The organism is Cupriavidus sp. IDO (genome assembly GCF_000812465.1).
Taxonomy (GTDB): Bacteria; Pseudomonadota; Gammaproteobacteria; order Burkholderiales; family Burkholderiaceae; genus Cupriavidus.
This window is the reverse complement of record NZ_JWMA01000018.1, coordinates 43,410-64,512: the sequence shown is the minus strand read 5'-3', so window position 1 is coordinate 64,512 and position 21,103 is coordinate 43,410. Positions and strand designations below refer to the sequence as shown.

The 21,103-nt window shown below is 67.1% G+C and carries 20 protein-coding genes and 1 tRNA gene; 14 read left to right on the top strand and 7 right to left on the bottom strand.

Going from position 1 to position 21,103, the window contains the following annotated elements:
- Positions 1-14: 14 nt before the first annotated feature.
- From RM96_RS06445 to hutG, 9 genes are all read left to right on the top strand, one after another.
- Entirely contained in the window at positions 15-884 is an 870-nt protein-coding gene (locus RM96_RS06445; protein WP_039008936.1) for an ABC transporter permease, read from the top strand.
- On the top strand, positions 881-1,660 hold the full coding sequence (locus RM96_RS06440) for an ABC transporter ATP-binding protein (protein WP_039008935.1): 780 nt from the start codon (positions 881-883) through the stop codon (positions 1,658-1,660). Before RM96_RS06445 ends, RM96_RS06440 begins: the two co-directional genes overlap by 4 nt.
- A gap of 6 nt (positions 1,661-1,666) precedes the next feature.
- A complete protein-coding gene (hutC, locus tag RM96_RS06435) occupies positions 1,667-2,428 on the top strand; it encodes a histidine utilization repressor (protein WP_039008933.1) in 762 nt (253 codons plus the stop codon).
- Positions 2,429-2,492: 64 nt separating this feature from the next.
- Positions 2,493-4,091: a histidine ammonia-lyase gene (gene hutH / locus RM96_RS06430; protein WP_039008931.1), complete on the top strand. Its 1,599-nt coding sequence runs from the start codon at positions 2,493-2,495 to the stop codon at positions 4,089-4,091.
- 72 nt (positions 4,092-4,163) lie between these two features.
- Positions 4,164-5,864 carry a urocanate hydratase gene (gene hutU / locus RM96_RS06425; RefSeq protein ID WP_039008928.1) on the top strand — a complete coding sequence of 567 codons (1,701 nt, stop codon included), beginning with the start codon at positions 4,164-4,166 and terminating at the stop codon, positions 5,862-5,864.
- Positions 5,861-6,472, top strand: coding sequence for a HutD/Ves family protein (locus tag RM96_RS06420; protein WP_039008927.1), 612 nt, complete (start codon positions 5,861-5,863; stop codon positions 6,470-6,472). Before hutU ends, RM96_RS06420 begins: the two co-directional genes overlap by 4 nt.
- Entirely contained in the window at positions 6,469-7,725 is a 1,257-nt protein-coding gene (gene hutI / locus RM96_RS06415) for an imidazolonepropionase (RefSeq protein ID WP_039008925.1), read from the top strand. Before RM96_RS06420 ends, hutI begins: the two co-directional genes overlap by 4 nt.
- Entirely contained in the window at positions 7,722-9,128 is a 1,407-nt protein-coding gene (locus RM96_RS06410) for a formimidoylglutamate deiminase (RefSeq protein WP_039008923.1), read from the top strand. Before hutI ends, RM96_RS06410 begins: the two co-directional genes overlap by 4 nt.
- A 45-nt stretch (positions 9,129-9,173) precedes the next feature.
- Positions 9,174-9,989, top strand: a complete 816-nt coding sequence (gene hutG, locus RM96_RS06405; protein WP_039008921.1) for an N-formylglutamate deformylase — start codon at positions 9,174-9,176, stop codon at positions 9,987-9,989.
- A 112-nt stretch (positions 9,990-10,101) separates the two neighbouring features.
- Here hutG and RM96_RS06400 read toward each other — a convergent pair whose 3' ends face one another.
- From RM96_RS06400 to RM96_RS06390, 3 genes are all read right to left on the bottom strand, one after another.
- Entirely contained in the window at positions 10,102-10,845 is a 744-nt protein-coding gene (locus RM96_RS06400; protein ID WP_039008914.1) for a M48 family metallopeptidase, read from the bottom strand.
- A 212-nt stretch (positions 10,846-11,057) separates the two neighbouring features.
- A tRNA-Leu gene (locus RM96_RS06395) sits at positions 11,058-11,142 on the bottom strand.
- An 82-nt stretch (positions 11,143-11,224) separates the two neighbouring features.
- Entirely contained in the window at positions 11,225-11,584 is a 360-nt protein-coding gene (locus tag RM96_RS06390) for an HNH endonuclease (protein WP_039008912.1), read from the bottom strand.
- A gap of 173 nt (positions 11,585-11,757) precedes the next feature.
- Between RM96_RS06390 and RM96_RS06385 the strand changes: the two genes are divergently transcribed.
- Entirely contained in the window at positions 11,758-12,657 is a 900-nt protein-coding gene (locus tag RM96_RS06385; RefSeq protein ID WP_039008910.1) for an alpha/beta hydrolase, read from the top strand.
- Positions 12,658-12,660: 3 nt separating this feature from the next.
- Here RM96_RS06385 and RM96_RS06380 read toward each other — a convergent pair whose 3' ends face one another.
- From RM96_RS06380 to RM96_RS06365, 4 genes are all read right to left on the bottom strand, one after another.
- Positions 12,661-13,542 carry an NAD(P)-dependent oxidoreductase gene (locus tag RM96_RS06380; protein WP_039008908.1) on the bottom strand — a complete coding sequence of 294 codons (882 nt, stop codon included), beginning with the start codon at positions 13,540-13,542 and terminating at the stop codon, positions 12,661-12,663.
- Positions 13,543-13,579: 37 nt separating this feature from the next.
- Positions 13,580-14,746: an ABC transporter substrate-binding protein gene (locus tag RM96_RS06375; RefSeq protein WP_039008906.1), complete on the bottom strand. Its 1,167-nt coding sequence runs from the start codon at positions 14,744-14,746 to the stop codon at positions 13,580-13,582.
- A 94-nt stretch (positions 14,747-14,840) separates the two neighbouring features.
- Positions 14,841-15,995 (bottom strand): methyltransferase, encoded by a 1,155-nt coding sequence (locus RM96_RS06370; protein ID WP_039008904.1) that lies wholly within the window; start codon positions 15,993-15,995, stop codon positions 14,841-14,843.
- Positions 15,996-16,090: 95 nt separating this feature from the next.
- Positions 16,091-17,032 carry a CysB family HTH-type transcriptional regulator gene (locus RM96_RS06365; RefSeq protein ID WP_039008903.1) on the bottom strand — a complete coding sequence of 314 codons (942 nt, stop codon included), beginning with the start codon at positions 17,030-17,032 and terminating at the stop codon, positions 16,091-16,093.
- Positions 17,033-17,199: 167 nt separating this feature from the next.
- On the opposite strand from RM96_RS06365, the gene RM96_RS06360 reads away from it, so the two are divergent.
- The 4 genes from RM96_RS06360 to RM96_RS06345 are packed head-to-tail and all read left to right on the top strand — an operon-like array spanning position 17,200 to position 21,088.
- Entirely contained in the window at positions 17,200-17,973 is a 774-nt protein-coding gene (locus RM96_RS06360) for a sulfite exporter TauE/SafE family protein (protein WP_039008901.1), read from the top strand.
- 28 nt (positions 17,974-18,001) lie between these two features.
- On the top strand, positions 18,002-19,684 hold the full coding sequence (locus RM96_RS06355) for a nitrite/sulfite reductase (protein WP_039008900.1): 1,683 nt from the start codon (positions 18,002-18,004) through the stop codon (positions 19,682-19,684).
- A gap of 16 nt (positions 19,685-19,700) precedes the next feature.
- Positions 19,701-20,285, top strand: a complete 585-nt coding sequence (locus RM96_RS06350; protein WP_039008898.1) for a DUF934 domain-containing protein — start codon at positions 19,701-19,703, stop codon at positions 20,283-20,285.
- Positions 20,282-21,088 carry a phosphoadenylyl-sulfate reductase gene (locus tag RM96_RS06345; RefSeq protein ID WP_039008896.1) on the top strand — a complete coding sequence of 269 codons (807 nt, stop codon included), beginning with the start codon at positions 20,282-20,284 and terminating at the stop codon, positions 21,086-21,088. The genes RM96_RS06350 and RM96_RS06345 overlap by 4 nt, the downstream gene beginning before the upstream one ends.
- Positions 21,089-21,103 lie beyond the last annotated feature (15 nt).

Here is a 21,103-nt window from a genome sequence, read left to right as displayed (position 1 = left end):
CGAGAGGCATCGTCATGACACAAGCCCGACTTGGTTCATCAGCTCCGGCCACCGTAGTGGCGGCAGCCGGCCCGAGCGCCGCGCCCGTGCGCCGGCGCCATCCGTGGCTGGCGCCGCTGGTGCCGGTGTCGCCGAATCTGCGCTGGATGCTCGGCCTGTCCTTCTTTGTGCTGTTCTTCGGGATCTGGGCCGTGGTGACGCTGGGCGGCTTTGTGCCGCGCACGTTCCTGGCCGATCCGATGACGATGGCCAAAGAGGGCGTGATCCTGTTCACGCAGTACAACTTCATCGGCGATATCGGCATGACGGTCTGGCGCGTGGTCGGCGGCTTCGTGCTGGCCGCGGTCCTCGCCGTGCCGCTGGGCATCTTCATGGGCGCGTACAAGGCGGCCGAAGCATTCTTCGAGCCCTTCGTGTCGTTCTGCCGCTACCTGCCGGCGTCGGCCTTCATCCCGCTGCTGATCCTGTGGGCGGGCATCGGCGAAACGCAGAAGCTGCTGGTGATCTTTATCGGCTCGTTCTTCCAGATCGTGCTGATGGTGGCGGTGGCCGTCGGCGGCGCGCGCAAGGACCTGGTGGAGGCCGCCTACACGCTCGGCGCAAACAGCGCCGGCATCGTGCGCCGCGTGCTGATTCCCGGCGCGGCGCCCGAGATTGCCGAGATCCTGCGGCTGGTGCTGGGCTGGGCCTGGACCTACGTGATCGTGGCCGAGCTGATCGGCTCGTCGTCGGGCATCGGCCACATGATCACCGACAGCCAGGCGCTGCTCAATACCGGGCAGATCATCTTCGGCATCATCGTGATCGGCTGCATCGGCCTGGTCTCCGACCTTGTCTTCAAGCGCGCCAACCAGCGCCTGTTCCCGTGGAGTTCGATCCAATGAGCGCACTGTCCATCCAGCAGGTCTCGCGCACCTTCGCCAACCCGCGCGGCGGCCAGACGCTGGCGCTGCAGCCGGTCGATTTCGAGGTCCGCGACAACGACTTTGTGACCATCCTCGGGCCCTCGGGCTGCGGCAAGTCCACGCTGCTGCGCATCGTGGCCGGCCTGGACACGCCCTCCAGCGGCCGCGTGCTGCTCGACGGCCAGCCGGTGTCCGCCCCCGGCGCCGACCGCGGCATGGTGTTCCAGTCGTACACGCTGTTCCCGTGGCTGACGATCGAGCAGAACGTGCGCTTCGGCCTGCGCGAGCGCGGCATGAGTGCGGCCGAGCAGAAGGAGCGCAGCGACTTCTTCATGCAGCGCGTCGGCCTGCGCGGCTTCGAGCATCACTACCCGAAGCAGCTCTCAGGCGGCATGCAGCAGCGCACGGCGATCGCACGCGCCCTGGCCAACGACCCCAAGATCCTGCTGCTCGACGAGCCCTTCGGCGCGCTCGACAACCAGACCCGCGTGCTGATGCAGGAATTGTTGCTCGGCATCTGGGAAGCCTCGCGCAAGACGGTATTATTCGTGACCCATGATATCGACGAGGCCATCTTCATGGCCAACCGGGTGGCGGTGTTTTCCGCCAGGCCGGGTCGGATCAAGAGCGAGATTGCGGTGGAATTCCCGCATCCGCGCCATTACACGATCAAAACCTCTCCCGAGTTTTCCGCGCTCAAGGCGCGCCTGACGGAGGAGATCCGCGCCGAGGCCATGGCCTCGGCCGAGCACTGAAACGCCATGAACCACGCCGTCGGCACCGCATCTTCCGCTTCCGCCTCTCCCACCGCGCTCTACCAGCAGGTGAAGGAGTACATCGCCCGCCAGATCCAGAGCGGTGCGTGGCAGCCGGGCGACCGGGTGCCGTCGGAGCAGGAGCTGGTCAGCCGCTTCGGCGTCTCGCGCATGACCGTCAACCGGGCGCTGCGCGAGCTGTCCGAGCAGGGCCGGGTGGTGCGCGTGGCCGGCGTGGGCACCTTCGTTGCCGAGCACAAGCCTCAGTCGACGCTGCTGAGCGTGGTCAACCTGCAGGACGAGATCCGCATGCGCGGGCATGACTACGCGTGCGACGTGATCCTGGTCGAGCGCGTTTCGGCATCGATCGAAGTGGCCGCCGCGCTGGAGCTGCGCACCGGCGAATCGGTCTTCCACTCGGTCTGCGTGCATCGCGAAGACGGCGTGCCGGTGCAACTGGAAGACCGCTACGTCAATCCGCGCGTGGCGCCGGACTTCATCAGCCAGGACTTCAGCCTGGTCAAGCCCGGCGAGTACCTGCTGCGCAACGTACCTTACGACCAGGTCGAGCACGTGGTCGATGCCATTTCGGCCACGCCGGAGCAGGCTGTCCAGCTGGAGATGCCGCCGACGCAGCCGTGCCTGATGCTGACGCGCCGCACCTGGACCGGCGGCGTGCCCGTGACCTTCGTGCGATGCCTGCATCCGGGCAACCGCTACCGCCTCGGCAGCCGCTTCCGCGCCGACGGCAATCCCGCTTTCGGCTGATTCCCCGACGGATCAGCCCGATGGTTCAATTTTTACCCTAAGCTGTATAGACAGGAACATACAAATGACTGCGAGCGAACAAGCAAGCCAACACGACCAAGCCTCCCGCCCGCTGCTGACCCTGCAGCCGGGCCATGTCACCCTGGCCGACCTGCGCCGCATCTACCGTGGCGAAGTGCGCCTGGAGATGGCCGACTCGGCCTGGGCCGGCGTGCGCGCCGCGCAGGCCACCGTGCAGGACATCATCGATGCCGACGCCGTGGTCTACGGCATCAACACCGGCTTCGGCAAGCTGGCGCAGACTCGCATCCCGCACGACAAGCTGGCGCAGCTCCAGCGCAACCTGGTGCTGTCGCACAGCGTGGGCACCGGCCCGGACCTGGCGGCCGATACCGTGCGCCTGATCCTGGCCACCAAGGCGGTGAGCCTCGCGCGCGGCCATTCGGGCGTGCGTCCGGAACTGATCCAGGCGCTGCTGGCGCTGGCCAACCACGGTGTCACGCCGTGCATCCCCGCCAAGGGTTCGGTCGGCGCCTCGGGCGACCTCGCGCCGCTGGCACACATGTCGTGCACGCTGATCGGGGTGGGCGACGTCCTGATCGATGGCAAGCGCCTGCCGGCCGCCGAAGGCCTGGCCCATGCCGGCCTGAAGGCGTTCGAACTGGGCCCGAAGGAAGGCCTGGCGCTGCTCAACGGCACGCAGGTATCGACCGCGCTGGCGCTGGCCGGCCTGTTCGGCGCCGAAGACGCCTTCGCCGCCGGGCTGGTGGCGGGCGCGCTGTCGCTCGAAGCGATCAAGGGTTCGGTCAAGCCGTTCGACGCCCGCATTCACGAAGCGCGCGGCCAGGCCGGCCAGATCGCCGTAGCCAGCGCCGTGCGCGCGATGCTGGACGGCAGCGAGATCGTCGACTCGCACAAGACCTGCGGCCGCGTGCAGGATCCGTACTCGATCCGCTGCCAGCCCCAGGTGATGGGCGCATGCCTGGACAACCTGCAGCACGCCGCGCGCATCCTGCAGATCGAAGCCAATGCCGCCTCGGACAACCCGCTGGTCTTCTCCGAGCAGGGCGACGTGGTGTCCGGCGGCAACTTCCACGCCGAGCCGGTAGCCTTTGCCGCCGACATCATCGCGCTGGCGATCGCCGAGATCGGCGCCATTTCCGAGCGCCGCCTTGCGCTGCTGCTCGATACCGGCCTGTCGGGCCTGCCACCGTTCCTGGTGCGTGAAGGGGGCTTGAACTCGGGCTTCATGATCGCGCAGGTCACCGCCGCCGCGCTCGCGTCCGAAAACAAGTCGCTGGCGCATCCGTCCAGCGTCGACAGCCTGCCGACCTCGGCCAACCAGGAAGACCACGTGTCGATGGCCACCTATGGCGCGCGCCGCCTGGGCGATATGGCTGCCAACACCGCGGTGGTGGTGGGCATCGAAGCCATGGCTGCTGCGCAAGGCATCGAATTCCATCGGCCGCTGAAGTCGTCGCCGCTGGTGGAGCAGGAACTGGCGCGCATCCGTGCGCGTGTGGCCTTTGTCGAAGAGGATCGCTACCTGGCGCCGGATATTGAAGCGATGAAGCAATGGGTGGTGCAGGGCGATGCGGGCGCGGGCTGGCCCGACGCCGTGCGCGCCATCCTGCCGACCAACCTGTCGGAACGCACGCAATAAACCGAAGCGCCGGCGCGTCCGGCGCGATGACCCAGACACAGCAAGCCAAGACACGCAGCAGGAGATCCAGACATGAACGCCAGCGAAACCCAATTCATCCAGCGCGGCCAGCGCGAAATCCGCGCCCCGCGCGGCAGCCAGCTGCATTGCAAGAACTGGCTGATCGAAGCCGCCTACCGCATGATCCAGAACAACCTCGACCCGGACGTGGCCGAGCGCCCGCAGGATCTGGTCGTGTACGGCGGCATCGGCAAGGCCGCGCGCAACTGGGAGTGCTTCGATGCGATCCTCGACAGCCTGCGCCGCCTGGGTGAAGACGAATCGCTGCTGGTGCAATCGGGCAAGCCGGTCGGCGTGTTCCGCACGCATGCCGACGCGCCGCGCGTGCTGATCGCCAACTCGAACCTGGTGCCGCACTGGGCCAACTGGGACAAGTTCAACGAACTCGACCGCGCCGGCCTGATGATGTACGGCCAGATGACGGCGGGCTCGTGGATCTACATCGGCACCCAGGGCATCGTGCAGGGCACCTACGAGACCTTTGTCGAAGCCGGCCGCCAGCACTACAACGGCGACTTGTCGGGCAAGTGGATCCTGACCGCGGGTCTCGGCGGCATGGGCGGCGCGCAGCCGCTGGCGGGCGTGCTGGCCGGTGCCTGCGTGCTGGCGATCGAGTGCCAGGAATCGCGCATCGACTTCCGCCTGCGCACGCGCTACGTCGACAAGAAGGCCACCACGCTCGATGAGGCGCTGGCGATGATCGCCGAGGCCACGCAGAAGAAGGAAGCCATTTCGGTGGGCCTGCTCGGCAACGCCGCCGAGATCCTGCCGGAACTCGTGAAGCGCGCGCAGGCCGGCGGCATGCGCCCGGACATCGTCACCGACCAGACTTCGGCGCACGACCTGGTCAACGGCTATCTCCCGGCGGGCTGGACCGTCGGGCAATGGGAAGCCGCGCGTACGAATGATCCCAAGTCGGTGGAAGCCGCCGCGCGTCCGTCCATCGTGAAGCACGTGCAGGCCATGCTCGACTTCCAGAAGATGGGCGTGCCGACGGTCGACTATGGCAACAACATTCGCCAGGTCGCGTTCGACGAGGGCGTGAAGAACGCGTTCGATTTCCCGGGGTTCGTGCCGGCCTATATCCGTCCGCTGTTCTGCCGCGGCAAGGGCCCGTTCCGCTGGGTGGCGCTGTCGGGCGATCCCGAGGATATCTACAAGACCGATGCCAAGATGAAGGAGCTGTTCCCCGAGGACAAGCACCTGCACCGCTGGCTCGACATGGCGCACGACCGCATCGCCTTCCAGGGCCTGCCGGCACGCATCTGCTGGGTGGGGCTGGACGAGCGCCACCGCGCCGGCCTGGCCTTCAACGAGATGGTGAAGTCGGGTGAGCTGAAGGCCCCGGTCGTGATCGGCCGCGACCACCTCGACTGCGGCTCGGTGGCTTCGCCCAACCGCGAGACCGAAGCGATGCGCGACGGCTCGGACGCTGTCTCCGACTGGCCGCTGCTCAACGCGCTGCTGAACACGGCAGGTGGTGCAACATGGGTCAGCCTGCACCATGGCGGCGGCGTGGGCATGGGCTTCTCGCAACACTCCGGCGTAGTGATTGTGTGCGATGGCACCGACGCTGCCGCCAAGCGCATCGAACGCGTACTGTGGAACGATCCGGCCACCGGCGTGATGCGCCACGCGGATGCGGGCTACGACATCGCCATCGAATGCGCGCACGAGAAGGGCCTGAACCTGCCGATGGTGAAGGGCGCATGAGCATGACGCTGCCAAGGCGATTCGCGCTGGCCGATATCGCGCCCACGCGCTGGAAGAACGGCGGCGGCAACACGCGCGAGATCGCGCTGTGGCCACCGGGCGCCGGCATGGACGATTTCGTGTGGCGCCTGAGCGTGGCCGATATCGAAACGGATGGACCGTTCTCGGCGTTTCCCGGCATCGATCGCCAGATCGTGCTGCTGGAGGGCGGCGGCGTGATGTTGCGCGCAGACGATGGCAGTTTCAGCCATCGCCTCGAACACATCGGCGAGCCGTTTGCATTCTCGGGCGAGGCCAGCCTGCAGGCCACGCTGATCCACGGGACCACGCGCGACTTCAACGCGATGACGCGTCGCGGCCGTTGCCGCGCCCGTGTCGATGCCTTCCGGCAGGGGTTTTCCATCAACACCGTTGGCGATACGGTGTGCCTGTTTGCCGTGGCTGGCGAATGGCACGAGCAGGACAAACAGCAGGCGGGTATCTCGCTGCGTGCGGGCGAAGGCGCGCTGTATGCTGCCGGAGCGACCGCAGGCTGGCACGCCTTCGCACCAGCCGGTGACGACGCGCTGTGCCTGTGCATCACCCTCGAAACGGAGCCTGATCAATGACGCTGTCATCCGCAATCAGCGCGGACGGTATCTGGCACAACTGCCACCTCCTGCCCGACGCAGATCCCGCGCAGGCGATTCGCGATGCCGCGCTCGTGGTTGAACACGGACGTATCGCCTGGCTTGGCGCTGCCGCCGAGCTGCCTGACGCATTCCGCGGCCTGCCGCGCCATGACGCCAACGGCGCATGGATCACGCCGGGTCTGGTCGACTGCCATACACATCTGGTCTACGGTGGCCAGCGTGCCGACGAGTTCGCCATGCGGCTGGCCGGCGCCGGGTACGAAGAGATCGCGCGCGCCGGCGGCGGCATTGTCTCGACCGTGCGCGCCACCCGCGCCGCGGATGAAGACACCCTGTTCGCGCAGGCCGCCGCACGGCTGATGCCCTTGCTGGCCGAAGGCGTCACTGCCATCGAGATCAAGTCGGGCTATGGGCTCAGTCTCGAAGCCGAGCGCAAGCAACTGCGCGTGGCGCGGCGCCTGGGCGAGCAGTTCGGCGTCTGCGTCCACACGACCTTCCTCGGCGCGCATGCCTTGCCGCCTGAATATGCCGGCCGTGCCGACGACTACATCGATCTGGTCTGCAACACCATGCTGCCCGCGCTGGCCGAGGAAGGGCTGGTCGATGCCGTGGATGCCTTCTGCGAATCGATCGGCTTTTCGCTTGCGCAGACCGAACGCGTGTTCGATGCCGCGGCTCGCCACGGGCTGCGCGTCAAGCTGCATGCCGAGCAGCTCAGCAACCTCGGCGGCGCCGCGCTGGCGGCTCGGCATCAGGCCCTCTCCGCCGATCACCTCGAGCATCTCGACGAGGCCGGCGTCGCCGCCATGGCGGAAGCGGGCACGGTAGCGGTGCTGCTGCCTGGCGCCTATTATTTCCTGCGAGATACGCATTTGCCGCCCATTGCGCTGCTGCGCCAGTACGGCGTGCCGATGGCGATCTCGACCGATCACAATCCGGGTACCTCGCCGGTCACTTCGCTGCTGCTGATGATGAACATGGCCTGCACCCTGTTCCGCCTGACCGTACCGGAAGCGCTGGCCGGCGTGACCGTGCACGCCGCGCGTGCACTGGGCGCGTCCGAGCGGCACGGGCGGATTGCCGTGGGACGGGTAGCGGAGTTTGCGCTGTGGCGAGTCGATTCGCCCGCCGAGCTGGCTTACTGGTTCGGCCGCAACCCGGTTGCCACGGTCGTGCGGCAGGGGCGCGTGTATCACGCCGGCTTGGCGCAGGGAGGCATATCGGCATGAGCGCCACGCAACTCTTTGCTCCATACGCGCTGCTGCCAACCGGCTGGGCGCGCGACGTGCTGCTGGCATGGGACGAACACGGACGCATGACCACCGTGCAGGCCGGTGCAGCGGAAACGCCTGACGTACCGCGTGCCGCCGGCCCCGTGCTGGCAGGCATGCCGAACCTCCATTCGCACGCTTTCCAGCGCGGTTTTGCCGGGCTCACCGAGTACCGCAGCAGCCCGCAAGGCGACGATCCTGCAGGCGCCGATTCATTCTGGAGCTGGCGCACGCTGATGTACCGCTTTGCGCAACGGCTGTCACCCGACACGCTGGAGGCCATTGCCACGCAGCTCTACATCGAGATGCTGCGTGCCGGCTACACCAGTGTGTGCGAATTCCACTACGTGCATCACGATGTCGGCGGCAAGTCCTATGCCGATGCGGCGGAGATGTCGCTGCGCCTGCTGCGCGCGGCGCAGCGCACCGGCATCGGCATGACGCTGCTGCCGGTGCTTTACCAGACCGCGGGCTTTGGTGCCAAGCCGCCGCTGGCCGAGCAGCGCCGCTTCCTGCATGACACCGATGCCATGCTCGCCCTGCTGGAGCGGCTGATGCCTGCGTGCGCGCAGTCGGGCGCGCGGCTCGGACTCGCGCCGCACTCGCTGCGCGCGGTGCCAGAAAAGAGCCTCACCCATGCACTGGCCGGCTTGCAGGCGCTCGATGCGCAGGCCCCCATCCATATCCACATTGCCGAGCAACAGCGTGAGGTCGACGACTGTATCGCATGGTCCGGCACGCGTCCGGTCGAGTGGCTGCTCAACCATGCCGACGTCGATGCGCGCTGGTGCCTGGTGCATGCCACGCATATGGACTGGGATGAACGCCGGCGCCTGGCGCACAGCGGCGCGGTGGCCGGCATCTGCCCGACTACCGAGGCCAACCTGGGCGACGGTGTGTTCGAGGCCGCGCCGTACATGGCGCAGCATGGCGCATGGGGCATCGGCTCCGACAGCCATGCCAGCGTCAGCGTGGCCGAGGAATTGCGGTTGTTCGAATATGGCCAGCGTCTGGGCCTGCAGCGGCGCAACGTGCTCGCGTCGGACACGCATGCGCAGGTGGCTGACCGCCTGTATCTCGAAGCCGTGTCCGGCGGCGCCCGCGCCGCGGGGCGCGCGGTCTCCGGACTGGCGCCCGGGCAACAGGCCGACTTCGTGGTGCTCGACGGCAGCCATCCCACGCTGGCAGGCCTGAACGGGCCGCAAGCGCTGGCCACGCACGTGTTCGCCTGCCACGGACATGAGACACTAGCGGAAGTCCGCACCGCAGGCCGCCGCCGCGTGCAGCATGGCGCGCATCCGCTCCAGGCGGAAGCCGGCAAGCTGTTCGCCGCAGCGCGCGCAAGCCTGCTGACCGACTGAATCCGGCGCGTGGCCAGCCACGCGCCTTCGCCTCGCTCCCTGAACATGTCCTTCTCTACCGATACCCCCGCTTTTACCCTGCATCGCGGCAGCCGCCCGCTGCTGGTATCGATGCCGCATGTCGGCACGCATTTGCCCGCCACGGTCTCGCAGCGGCTGACCGCCGAGGCCCGCACCGTGCCTGACACCGACTGGCACCTGGAACGCCTCTACGATTTCGCCCGCGAACTCGGCGCCTCGGTGCTCGTCGCCACGCATTCGCGCTATGTGGTGGACCTGAACCGCCCGCCCGACAACGCCAACCTGTATCCGGGCCAGGACACCACCGGACTGTGCCCGGTCGATACGTTCGACAAGACGCCGCTCTATGCAGACGGCAACGGACCGGACGATGCGGAAATTGCCGCGCGCCGCGACGCAATCTGGCGTCCGTACCACAACGCGCTGGCCGAGGAGCTCGCCCGCCTGCGCGCAGCACACGGCACCATCGCGCTGTGGGACGCGCATTCGATCCGTTCGGTGCTGCCGCGCTTCTTCGACGGCAAGCTGCCCGATTTCAACCTGGGCACCGCCAATGGCGCGAGCTGCGATGCGGCGCTGGCGGAGCAGCTGCTCGACATCGCGAGCGCCGTGCCGGGCCATACCGCGGTGCTGAATGGCCGCTTCAAGGGCGGCTATATCACGCGCCAGTACGGGCAGCCGGAACAGGGCGTGCACGCGGTGCAGCTGGAGCTGGCGCAGTCCGCCTATATGAGCGAGACGTATCCCTTTGCCTACGACGAAGCACTGGCTTCAGGCTTGCAGCCGTCCCTGCGGGCGATGCTGGCCACGCTGCTGGAGTTCGTCGAAGGGAAGGGCTGAGGTCAGGGTCTGCGCGGATTGCGGGGGGCAGGGCACATCGGCGCGAAGGGCCGATGTGGTATTCGAGAAGCGCGTAGATGGGGCAGCGCGGCATAGGCCGGCAGCCCGCGGCTCAGGGTTGTTTGGACAGGCGGTCCTCGATATGTCTTGCGCGCTGCAGCGAGCCCGGGTGTGAGCTCAGCATGCTCGACTGGCCGCCATCCAGCGTGGAGAGCTTGCGGAATGCCGAGGCCAGCGCCTGGCGGTTGGCGCCGTTCCTGGTCAGCAGGTCGAAAGAGTAATCGTCCGCGGCGCTTTCCTGCCGTTGCGAGAACTGCGCGTTGACGAACTGCTCGCCCAGATCGGCCAGTTGCGAGGATGACAGCGCCGCGAGCGTCGCATTGCCGGTCGCGCCGAGCAGCCCGCGCGCAGCGGTCGTCGAATAGGCCACCTGCATCGCGGCCTTGGTGTGGCCCAGCGCCACGTGGCCAATCTCGTGCCCCACCACGCCGCGGACTTCATCGTCGCTCATCAGGTCCATCAGTCCGCTGTAGACGCGCACGCAGCCGTTGGCCATGGCCCAGGCGTTGACGTCCTTGGTCATGTAGACCTTGGCGTCCAGCGGCAACCCGGTATTGCCCAGGCCGCTCATGACCGTGGCAAGCCGTTTCGTGTAGGTGCTGTCGGCGGTGGCCAGGATGTTTTTCTTGTCCATCTCAGCGCAAGACTGGTCCGACAGCGTCTTTACGTTGGCATCTGACAGCGTCGCCGCCGAAAACAGGCTGCCGCCGGCCTGCGTCAGGCTGTCCATGTTGGCGCCAGCGCAACCGGCCAGCAGGGCGGAACAGGCGAGGGCGGAAAAGGTGAGTCGCTTCATGGTCGGCTCCGGAGGGGAGGTTGGCAATCCCATAGGATAGGAAACCCGCAGGGGTGATCGCCAGTGGATTTCGTCCGACATGGTGCCGTTCCGGCGGGGTGACTAAGAGCGCACGGACGTGACGTGGCAGTCCAGGCCTGGTGGCCTGCGCGCGATCCGCCGGGCCGGTGCTTGCCGGCGGCGGTGGGCAATCTGGAACGGGGAAATTAAGCTGGTGCCCGGGGTCGGACTCGAACCGACACGCCTTGCGGCGGGGGATTTTGAGTCCCCTGCGTCTACCTGTTTCACCACCCGGGCAGGGTGTCTGGCGCCGGAACCGGCGCCGTGCTGAGCCGCGAATTATGCCGGATTTCCCTTGTGCAGACAACAGCCCGGCAGGTCAGCGCCCGCGCCGGGCGTTCGTGGAGCGGCTGCGGTCGTAGTACTCGGGCGGCTTGCGCGCGACCCAGCGGACGAAGTCGGCGATGGCAGGGTGGCGGCGCAGGGCATTCCAGTCGTGGAAGGTCGAGGCCAGCTCGGACTCGGTGAAAACGGAATGGATCTTCTGGTGGCAGATGCGATGCATCGGCACGACATCGCGGCCGCCGAGGCTGCGCGGCACGGGATGATGCAGGTCGGTGCTCGGCCCGGCGACCAGTTCGCGGCCGCACAGCGGGCACCGTGCGGCGGCCGATGTTGCCGGCGAGGGCGGGCCAAGCTGGCCGGACTGCCCGGCTCTCAGGCTGCGTTTTACGACCATGACGGTTTCATCAGACTGGAATAGCGTAGGCGCGGGTAGCGGGCCAGGCTACAGAACCCATTTCACAATGAAGAAGGGGACCCTTCTTCATTGTGAAATGGGTTCTTATCCGGTTAGGATGGCCGGATTGCCATGCAGTGCCGTCCCGATCCCTCCCACCGACCCGGAGCGCCATGTCAGCCCAATCTTCCCTGGCCAGCCTTGCAGAATTGCCTTCGCAGGATCCGGCCTTCTACGAGCGAGAATATAACAACCGGGCGCGCGTGCCCGACAACGCCGAGCATATGGCGCGCTGGGCGGCATTGTCGGCGCAGGTGCGCGCTCGCGGCAGCGTGCTTGAGGGGTTGAGCTACGCGGAGCCGGGCTCGCCCCTGGCGGCGGACGAGGAACTGGATTACTTTCCCGCCAGCGGCCCGAATTCGCCCCTGCTGGTGTTCGTGCACGGCGGCTACTTCCGTGCGCTGGACAAGCGCGACCACAGCTTCGTCGCCAGCGAACTGCCCCGGCTCGGCGTTTCCGTGGCGCTGCTGAACTATTCGCTGTGCCCCGCCGTGACGGTCGAGACCATCGTGCGCCAGGTGCTGCAGGCCACGGCGTGGCTGTATCGCCAGTCGGACGTGCTTGGCCACGAGCGCTCGCGCATCTTTGCCGCGGGTCATTCCGTTGGCGGCCATCTCGCGGCGATGCTGATGGCGGCCCTGTGGCCGCAGGTGGGCGAGGACCTGCCGCACGACCTGGTGAAGGGCGGCCTGTCCGTCAGCGGGCTGTATGACCTGGAGCCGCTGCGGCGTGCCGAATTCCTGCAGCGCGACCTGAAGCTGTCCGAGACCGATGTGGCGCGCCTGTCGCCCGCCTTCATGCAGCCGGCGACGGCAGCGCCGCTGGTCACCGCGGTGGGCGAGCTCGAGGCGGCGGAATATCACCGCCAGAACGCGCTGATCCGTACGGCTTGGCCGGCCAACGCTGCCGAAGACGTGCCGCTGCCGGGGCGGCACCATTTCAACGTGATGGATGACCTGGCGAAGCCGGACAGCGCACTGCTGCGCGCCGTGCTGAGGCTCGTCGGCGCCTGAGCTTCAGCTTTCCAGCACGCGCAGCAGGGACGAGGTGTCGTCCTTGCCCCAGCCGTGCTCCATCAGCGATTGCAGCTGGGCCGAGGTGGCCTGCATGGCGGGCAGCTTCAGGCCGATTTCCTCGGCGATATCGCGCGCCAGCCCGAAGTCCTTGTCGTGCAGCCGTGCCTCGATGCCGGCGGAAAAATCGCGCGCCACCATCTTCGGGCCCATCAGGTCCAGCATGCGGCTGCCTGCCATGCCGGTGGAAATCGCCTGGAACACCCGGCCGGTGTCGACCTGCTGTGCGGCGGCAAAGCGCATCGCTTCGGCGATGCCTTCGATATTGACCACCTGTGCGATCTGGTTGCACAGCTTGGCCACCTGGCCGGCGCCGTTGTCGCCGATATGTGTGATTGTCTTGCCCAGCAATGCCAGCAGCGGGCGCACGCGCTCCAGCATCTCGGCCTTGCCGCCGACCATGATGGTCAGGCTGGCGGCTTCGGCCCCGGCGGTGCCGCCCGAGACCGGGCAGTCCAGCGCCTCGATGCCGCGCGCGGCCAGCGCCGTGGCGATTTCGCGCGTGACGATGGGCGAGATGGTGCTGTGGTCGACGCATATAGTGCCCGGCGCGGCGCCGTGAATCACGCCCTGGTCGCCCAGCAGCACCTGGCGCACATCGTCTGACGAGGTCACGTTGGTGAACACCACGCTGGCGCCCTGCGCCGCTTCGGCGGGCGTGAAAAACGGTTCGGCCCCCAGCGCGCGGGCGGCCTCGGCGGCTTCGGGGCGGCGCACATAGGCGCGCACGGTGTGGCCGGCGGCCAGCAGGTGGCGGACCATCGGCGTACCCATGGCGCCCAGGCCGATGAAGGCGACGGTGACGGGGGTTTGGGGGGAGGTCATGCGGTGCTTCCTTTCAACGGGTTCAGGCTGATTCTGGCTACTTGTCGCCCGCATAGGCGAACTTGCCGTTGCGAATAACCCCCATCACGCGCGAACGCTGGTCGAAGCCCTGATGGTCCTTCGCATTCATGTTCATCACGCCATTGGGGATCGTGAGGTTGGTAGTGGTTTCGAGCGCGTCGCGCATGGCCGCGCGGAATTCGCGCGTGCCCGGCTGGGCGCCGGTCTTCAGCGCGCGGCGGGCGGCATCGTCCAGCAGCTGCCAGGCGCCCCAGGCGTCGCCGGCGAACTGGGTCACGCTGTCGGCGCCGTACTTCGCTTCATAGCGGGTGACGAATTCCATCGCCACCTTCCTGACCGGATGGCTGTCCGGCAACTGGCGCGCGACCACGACCGGGCCGGTGGGGAACAGCGTGCCTTCGACATCCTTGCCGCCCACGCGCAGGAAGTCCCAGGTGGCGATGCCGTGGGTCTGGTAGACCTTGCCCTTGTAGCCGCGCTCGCCCAGCGTCTTCTGCGGCAGCACCGACGGGGTGCCGGCGCCGGCGACGAGGATCGCGTCAGGATTGGCGGCCATCAGCTTGAGCACCTGCCCGGTCACTGAGGTGTCGTTGCGCGAGAAGCGTTCGTTGGCCACGACCTTCAGCTTGCGCACCTCGGCCAGCTTCGAGAATTCGCGCCACCAGCTCTCGCCATAGGCGTCATTGAAGCCGATGAAGCCGACCGTCTTCACGCCGTGGTTGCTCATGTACTCGGTCAGCACCGTCGCCATATGCGAATCGTTCTGCGGCATCTTGAAGGCCCAGCGGCGCCTGGCGTCGGTCTGCGGCTCGATGATCGCGGCCGAGGCGGCAAGCGCCACCATCGGCGTTTCGCCTTCGGCCACGGCATCCAGCGAGGCGATGGCGGTCGGCGTGATGTTGGGGCCGACGATCACGTCGACCTTCTCTTCGGAAATCAGCTTGCGCACGTTGCGCACCGCGGCGGCGGGGTCGGAGCCGTCGTCCAGCAGCACGTAGTGCGCCTTCTGGCCGCCGAGCGTCTCGGGCCACATCAGGATGGTGTTCTTGGAGGGAATGCCGATCGACGCCGCCGGCCCGGTGGTGGACACGTCAACGCCGACACGGATGTCGGCGAGGGCGGCGGTGCTGGTGCAGAGCAGGGCGGTGCTTAGCAACAGGCGGCGCAGGGGTTGTTTCGGCATTGTCGACTCCTCCGTTTTTATATGTGACGGGAAGGATAGCCGAACTCGCGCCGGGCGGGAGGGCATGCAGCCGCCCTCGCGCCCGGAGGACCGGTCAGCGCGCGCCGAGCCGCCAGAGCGTCGTCACTTCGGCGGAGCGGGCCGCGTGCAGCGGATCCTCGATGTCCGTGGCGCGCGGATGGCGCGCGCGGATGTCGGAGCGGCCCAGCACTTTCAGCCCGGCCGCCTCGATCCAGCCCATGAGCTGCTCGCGCGGGCGCAGGCCGAGATGCTCGGCCAGGTCGGACAGCAGCAGCCAGCCTTCGCCGCCGGGCTCCAGATGCGCCGCCAGGCCTTCCAGGAAGCCGCGCAGCATGATGCTGTCGGGATCGTAGACGGCACGCTCGACCGGCGAGCTCGGCCGGGCCGGCACCCAGGGAGGGTTGCAGACCACCAGCGGGGCGCGGCCGGCGGGGAACAGGTCGGCGTCGATGATCTCCACCTGCGCGGCGTAGCCGAGCCGGTCGATGTTCTCGCGGGCGCTGGCCAGGGCTCGCGGGTCCTGGTCGGTAGCCACCACGCGCTTCACGCCGCGTTTGGCCAGCAGAGCGGCCAGCACGCCGGTGCCGGTGCCGATATCGAAGGCCAGGGCCTTCGACGGCAGCGGCTCGGCCGCGACCAGGTCGACGTACTCGCCGCGCACCGGCGAGAACACGCCGTACCACGGGTGGATGCGGTCTTCCAGCGCGGGGATCTCCACGCCTTTCTTGCGCCATTCATAGGCGCCGATCATGCCGAGCAGCTCGCGCATCGACGCCACATAAGGCTCGCTGGCGGCGCCGTAGACCTGCTCGCAGGCCTCGCGGACATCCGGCGCGCGGCGCAGCGGCACGCTGTGATCGGCTCCGAACGGCAGCAGGAGCATGCCCAGCGTGCGCGCGCGTTGCGACTGGGCCAGGCGGTGCAGGTGGAAGGCCTCGGTCGGGGAGGCCGGTGCCTCGGCCTTGGCCTTCTTGCCGGGGCGCGTTGCCTTCTTCGGCTTGCGCTCGGTGCGGCGGGCCATGGCCTGCAGCAGCTGGCGCGCGTTCTGGAAGTCGCCGCGCCAGAGCAGGGCGGTGCCTTCACAGGCCAGCCGGTAGGCGGTGTCGGCGGTGGTGGTGTCGTCGGCAATCACCACGCGCCGCGGCGGCGGCAGGCCGGCCTCGGAGCGCCACAGGGCGCTGTGCTCGACGCCGTCTTCGGTCCAGTGGATTTGCGGTAGGTCGCTCACGGGCGCAGCTCCGGCTGGCGCGAAAGGGATGGGGAAAAGTGCATGTTTCGGGTCCTGCTATATAGAAGGGGGCTCTGACACCGCTCGGGGCGGCTTCAGAGTTCGTAAGCTTCGTGCTCGCCGGACATCGCCTGTTCCACCAGCTTGCGGTTCAGGGTCGGCGAAAACAGCTCGATAAATGTGTAGACAAAGCTGCGCAGGTAGGCGCCCTGCTTGACGGCCAGGTGTGTCACGTTGGTGCCGAACAGGTGGCCGGCCGGAATGCCGCGCAGCGTGCGGTCGCGCTCGGCATCGAACGCCACGCCCGCGACGATGCCGACGCCCATGCCGATCTCGACGTAGGTCTTGATCACATCGGCGTCGATGGCCTCCAGGATGATGTCGGGCTTCAGGTGGCGCAGCTCGAATGCCTTGTCGATCTTCGGCCGGCCGGCAAAGTTCGGATCGTAAGTGATCAGCGGGTAATCCATCAGGTCTTCCAGTGCCAGGTGCTTCTTCTCCAGCAGTGGATGATCGGGTGGCGTAATCACCACGTGCTGCCACTGGTGGCCCGGCAGCGAGACCAGGTTCTTGTCGTCGGAGATGCCTTCCGTGGCAATGCCGATGTCGGCCTGGTCGTGCAGGATCATGTCGGCGATCTGTGCCGGATTGCCCTGCTGGATCGATAGCCGCACCTTCGGGTAGCGCTTGGTGAACTCGCCGATCACGCGCGGCAGGGCGTAGCGCGCCTGCGTGTGGGTGGTGGCGATGGTGAAGTTGCCCTGGTCCTGGGCGGCGTAATCCTTGCCCACGCGTTTCAGGCTTTCCACTTCCTGCAGGATCTTCTCCACCGATGCCAGGATCCGCCGGCCCGGTTCGGTCAGGCTGCGTATGCGTTTGCCATGGCGGGTGAAGATATCGACACCCAGCTCTTCCTCCAGCTCGATAATGGCCTTGGATACGCCGGGTTGTGACGTGTAAAGCGCTTTGGCGGCCTCGGTCAGATTGTAATTCTGCCGTACCGCTTCGCGCACAAAGCGAAACTGGTGCAGGTTCATATAACTAGGGTCGTATAAACAAACAACTTCTTATTAGTTTGAGGTATGAGGCCAGTTTATTACGATTCTCGAACTTTGTTAATTAATGCCCGGCCCTCCGTGCGTCCTTCCGCAGCAACCACTGGTGAAGCGGAACCGGCAGGCCAGGCTCAATCGAGTCCCCCCAAATGTCCCTTGCCTATACCGTATCCGGTTTGCTGGTAGGCGTCCTCGTCGGTCTGACCGGTGTGGGCGGGGGCTCGCTCATGACGCCACTGCTGACGCTGCTGTTCGGCTTCTCGCCGGCCACGGCGGTGGGTACTGACCTGGCCTTCGCGGCCATCACCAAGGGTTTCGGCACGATTGCCCACCGCGCGCACGGCCATGTGCAGTGGCAGGTGGTGCGCCGCCTGTGCATCGGCAGCCTGCCGGCGGCCGTGGCCGCCATTCTGGTGCTCAAGAGCGCCGGTGAGCTCAATGCCCAATGGCTGCATGCGATTCGCCTGACCATCGGCGTGTCGGTGTTGCTGACCGTGCTGTCGCTGCTGTTTCGCAAGCAGATGCTGGCGTGGCTGTCGCGCAATCCTCGCTTCCAGCTCGAAGGCCGTCCGCAGGCGGTTGCCACCGTCGTGGTGGGCGCCGTGCTGGGCGTGCTGGTGACGGTATCGTCGATCGGCGCCGGCGCGGTTGGCGCCACACTGATCCTGCTGCTGTACCCCCATATGAAGCCGGCCGAAGTGGCCGGCACCGACATTGCCTACGCCGTCCCGCTGACGGCGATTGCCGGGCTGGGCCACGTGTGGCTCGGCACGGTCGACTGGAATTTGCTGCTGGCGCTGCTGGTGGGCTCGATCCCCGGCATCTGGCTGGGCGCGCAACTGTCGCGGGCACTGCCCGAACGGCTGGTGCGTGCCGCGCTGGCGACCACGCTGACGCTGGTCGCCATCAAGCTCGTTTCCTGAATTCAACGAATACTGAACGGACCCCGCCATGTATCAGTACGACCAATATGACCAGCGCATCGTCGCCGAGCGCGTCGCCCAGTTCCGTGACCAGGTGCGCCGCCGCGTATCCGGCGAGCTGACCGAGGAAGAGTTCCTGCCGCTGCGCCTGCAGAACGGCCTGTACATGCAGCGCCACGCCTACATGCTGCGCGTGGCGATTCCGTACGGCCTGCTGTCGTCGAACCAGCTGCGCAAGCTGGGCCACATCGCGCGCGAGTACGACCGCGGCTACGGCCACTTCTCCACCCGCCAGAACATCCAGTACAACTGGATGGACCTCGAGCGCGTGCCCGACGTGCTGGCCGAGCTGGCCAGCGTCGAGATGCACGCCATCCAGACTTCGGGCAACTGCGTGCGCAATATCACCACCGACCACTTCGCCGGCGTCGCGCCGGACGAGTCGGTGGACCCGCGCGTGCTGGCCGAACTGCTGCGCCAGTGGAGCACCTTCCAGCCGGAATTCGCCTTCCTGCCGCGCAAGTTCAAGATCGCCATCTCCGCTTCGGCCGACGACCGCGCCGTGGTGCAGATGCACGACATCGGCATCTACGCCTACAAGAACGCCGAGGGCGAGACGCGCCTGCGCATCCTGGCCGGTGGCGGCCTGGGCCGCACGCCGATCCTGGGCTCGATCATCAAGGAAGACCTGCCGTGGCAGCACATGCTGTCGTACGTCGAGTCGGCCATCCGCGTGTACAACCGCTATGGCCGTCGCGACAACAAGTACAAGGCGCGTATCAAGATCCTGGTGAAGGCCATCGGCGCCGACAAGTTCGCGCAGGAAGTAGAAGAAGAGTGGCAGCACAGCAAGGACGGCCCGGCCACCCTGACGCAGGCCGAGTTCGACCGCGTGGCGCAGTACTTCGTGCCGCCCGCCTATGAGAAGCTGGCCGACACCGACGCCTCGTACGAGAACCATCTGCTGGAAGACAAGGCCTTCGCCCGCTGGGTGAGCCGCAATGTGCACGGCCACAAGGTGCCGGGCTACGCCGCGGTGACGCTGTCGACCAAGCCGGGCGTGGTCTCGCCGCCGGGAGACGCTACCGACGCGCAGATGGAAACCGTGGCTGACCTGGCCGACCGCTTCGGGTTTGGCGAACTGCGTGTGGCGCACGAGCAGAACCTGATCCTGCCGGACGTGAAGAAGCGGGACCTGTTCGAGTTGTGGCGCCTGGCCAAGAAGGCCGGCCTGGCCACCGCCAACATCGGCCTGCTGACCGACATCATCGCCTGCCCGGGCGGCGACTTCTGCTCGCTGGCCAATGCCAAGTCGATTCCTATCGCGCTGGCGATCCAGGAACGCTTCGACGACCTCGACTACGTCTACGACCTCGGCGAGATCTCGCTGAACATCTCGGGCTGCATCAACGCTTGCGGCCACCATCACGTGGGCAACATCGGCGTGCTGGGCGTGGACAAGGACGGCGAGGAGTGGTACCAGGTCACGCTGGGCGGCGCGCAAGGCAACAAGACCGCGCTGGGCAAGGTGATCGGCCCTTCGTTCAAGGCCGAGGAAATGCCCGAGGTGGTGACCCGCATCATCGACACCTTCGTTGCCAACCGCATCGAGGACGAACGTTTCATCGAAACCCTGGCCCGTATCGGCATCGCCCCGTTCAAGGAGCGCGTGTACGCCGACAAGCAGCCGCGCGAGCGCGCCGAAGCCTGAGGACCGGAGACTGAACATGGCAAAGATTATTCAATTGCAACGTGACGCCGCTGCGGTCACCCCGGTCATCGTCGATGACGCCTGGACCGTGCTGCGTGGCACCGAAGAACAGCCGCTGACCGATGAGCAGATCGCTGCCGCCGCGCAGGGCACGGATGCGGTGCTGTTTCCGCTGTCGGTGGTCAAGGCCAACGAAGCACTGCTGGCAGGCCGCGAGGCCGCTCGCACCGGCGTCTGGCTGGCGCCGGAAGACGAGCCGGGCGATGCCGCCGCGTACTTCGACCGCGTGGCGGTGGTGGCGGTGGACTTCCCGGTGTTCCGTGACGGCCGCGGTTTCTCTACCGCCTACCTGCTGCGCACCCGCTACAACTGGAACGGCCAGCTGCGCGCCATCGGCGACGTGCTGCGCGACCAGCTCAACTTCATGAAGCGCTGCGGCTTCGACGCCTTCGCGGTGCGCGCCGACAAGAACATCGAAGACGCGATCAAGGGCTTCACCGAATTCACCGTGGCCTACCAGGCATCGGTGGACGAACCGCTGCCGCTGTTCCGCCGCGCGCGGGCAGAGGTGGGTGCTGTGCAGTCGAAGGAAACGGCATGAGCACGGTTTTGAGCGATATCGCGGTGGTCGATGGCAGCGGTGCTGCGTCGTCGCTGCGTCCTCCGGCCTTGTGGGTCGCGCCGGAGTACACCGGCAGCATCGAAGCGCTGGAGCAGAAGGAACGCGCGCTGGGCGAGCGCCTTGCGGGAATCGCCGGCCGCTTCTTCCGCGCACGCTTTGCGTCGAGCCTGGCCGCTGAAGACATGGTCCTGACCGACGCCATCCTGCGCGGCACGGAAGGCGTGCGCGCCGGCATCCGCGTGTTCACGCTGAACACCGGCCGCCTGCACGCCGAGACGCTGGCGGTGCTCGATGAAGTGACCTCGCATTATGGCTACACCATCGAGCAGTTCACGCCGGACACCGAGGCCGTCGAGAATTACCTGAAGAAGCATGGCCTGAACGCCTTCTACGACAGCATCGACCTGCGCAAGGAATGCTGCGGCATCCGCAAGGTCGAGCCGCTGAACCGCGCGCTGTCGCACGCCGACGCCTGGCTCACCGGCCAGCGCCGCGAGCAGGCCGTTACGCGCGCCGAGCTGCCGTTCGAGGAGCTGGACGAAGCCCGCGGCATCCCCAAGTTCAATCCGCTCGCGGACTGGACGGAGGCCGAGGTGTGGGCTTACCTGAAGCGCCACAACGTACCGGTGAACGCGCTGCACGCCAAGGGCTACCCGAGCATTGGCTGCGAACCTTGTACGCGTGCCGTGCGCGCAGGCGAGGATGTGCGCGCAGGACGTTGGTGGTGGGAGAGCAAGGACTCGAAAGAGTGCGGGCTCCATGAACAGAACATCAAGCATTGATAGCGAGGCCTAACG

Excerpts from the sequence above, each read along its gene's own strand:
- RM96_RS06445 (WP_039008936.1), top strand. The coding sequence starts at position 15 with ATGACACAAGCCCGACTTGGTTCATCAGCTCCGGCCACCGTAGTGGCG.
- RM96_RS06440 (WP_039008935.1), top strand. The coding sequence starts at position 881 with ATGAGCGCACTGTCCATCCAGCAGGTCTCGCGCACCTTCGCCAACCCG.
- hutC (WP_039008933.1), top strand. The coding sequence starts at position 1,667 with ATGAACCACGCCGTCGGCACCGCATCTTCCGCTTCCGCCTCTCCCACC.
- hutH (WP_039008931.1), top strand. The coding sequence starts at position 2,493 with ATGACTGCGAGCGAACAAGCAAGCCAACACGACCAAGCCTCCCGCCCG.
- hutU (WP_039008928.1), top strand. The coding sequence starts at position 4,164 with ATGAACGCCAGCGAAACCCAATTCATCCAGCGCGGCCAGCGCGAAATC.
- RM96_RS06420 (WP_039008927.1), top strand. The coding sequence starts at position 5,861 with ATGAGCATGACGCTGCCAAGGCGATTCGCGCTGGCCGATATCGCGCCC.
- hutI (WP_039008925.1), top strand. The coding sequence starts at position 6,469 with ATGACGCTGTCATCCGCAATCAGCGCGGACGGTATCTGGCACAACTGC.
- RM96_RS06410 (WP_039008923.1), top strand. The coding sequence starts at position 7,722 with ATGAGCGCCACGCAACTCTTTGCTCCATACGCGCTGCTGCCAACCGGC.
- hutG (WP_039008921.1), top strand. The coding sequence starts at position 9,174 with ATGTCCTTCTCTACCGATACCCCCGCTTTTACCCTGCATCGCGGCAGC.
- RM96_RS06400 (WP_039008914.1), bottom strand. The coding sequence starts at position 10,845 with ATGAAGCGACTCACCTTTTCCGCCCTCGCCTGTTCCGCCCTGCTGGCC.
- RM96_RS06390 (WP_039008912.1), bottom strand. The coding sequence starts at position 11,584 with ATGGTCGTAAAACGCAGCCTGAGAGCCGGGCAGTCCGGCCAGCTTGGC.
- RM96_RS06385 (WP_039008910.1), top strand. The coding sequence starts at position 11,758 with ATGTCAGCCCAATCTTCCCTGGCCAGCCTTGCAGAATTGCCTTCGCAG.
- RM96_RS06380 (WP_039008908.1), bottom strand. The coding sequence starts at position 13,542 with ATGACCTCCCCCCAAACCCCCGTCACCGTCGCCTTCATCGGCCTGGGC.
- RM96_RS06375 (WP_039008906.1), bottom strand. The coding sequence starts at position 14,746 with ATGCCGAAACAACCCCTGCGCCGCCTGTTGCTAAGCACCGCCCTGCTC.
- RM96_RS06365 (WP_039008903.1), bottom strand. The coding sequence starts at position 17,032 with ATGAACCTGCACCAGTTTCGCTTTGTGCGCGAAGCGGTACGGCAGAAT.
- RM96_RS06360 (WP_039008901.1), top strand. The coding sequence starts at position 17,200 with ATGTCCCTTGCCTATACCGTATCCGGTTTGCTGGTAGGCGTCCTCGTC.
- RM96_RS06355 (WP_039008900.1), top strand. The coding sequence starts at position 18,002 with ATGTATCAGTACGACCAATATGACCAGCGCATCGTCGCCGAGCGCGTC.
- RM96_RS06350 (WP_039008898.1), top strand. The coding sequence starts at position 19,701 with ATGGCAAAGATTATTCAATTGCAACGTGACGCCGCTGCGGTCACCCCG.
- RM96_RS06345 (WP_039008896.1), top strand. The coding sequence starts at position 20,282 with ATGAGCACGGTTTTGAGCGATATCGCGGTGGTCGATGGCAGCGGTGCT.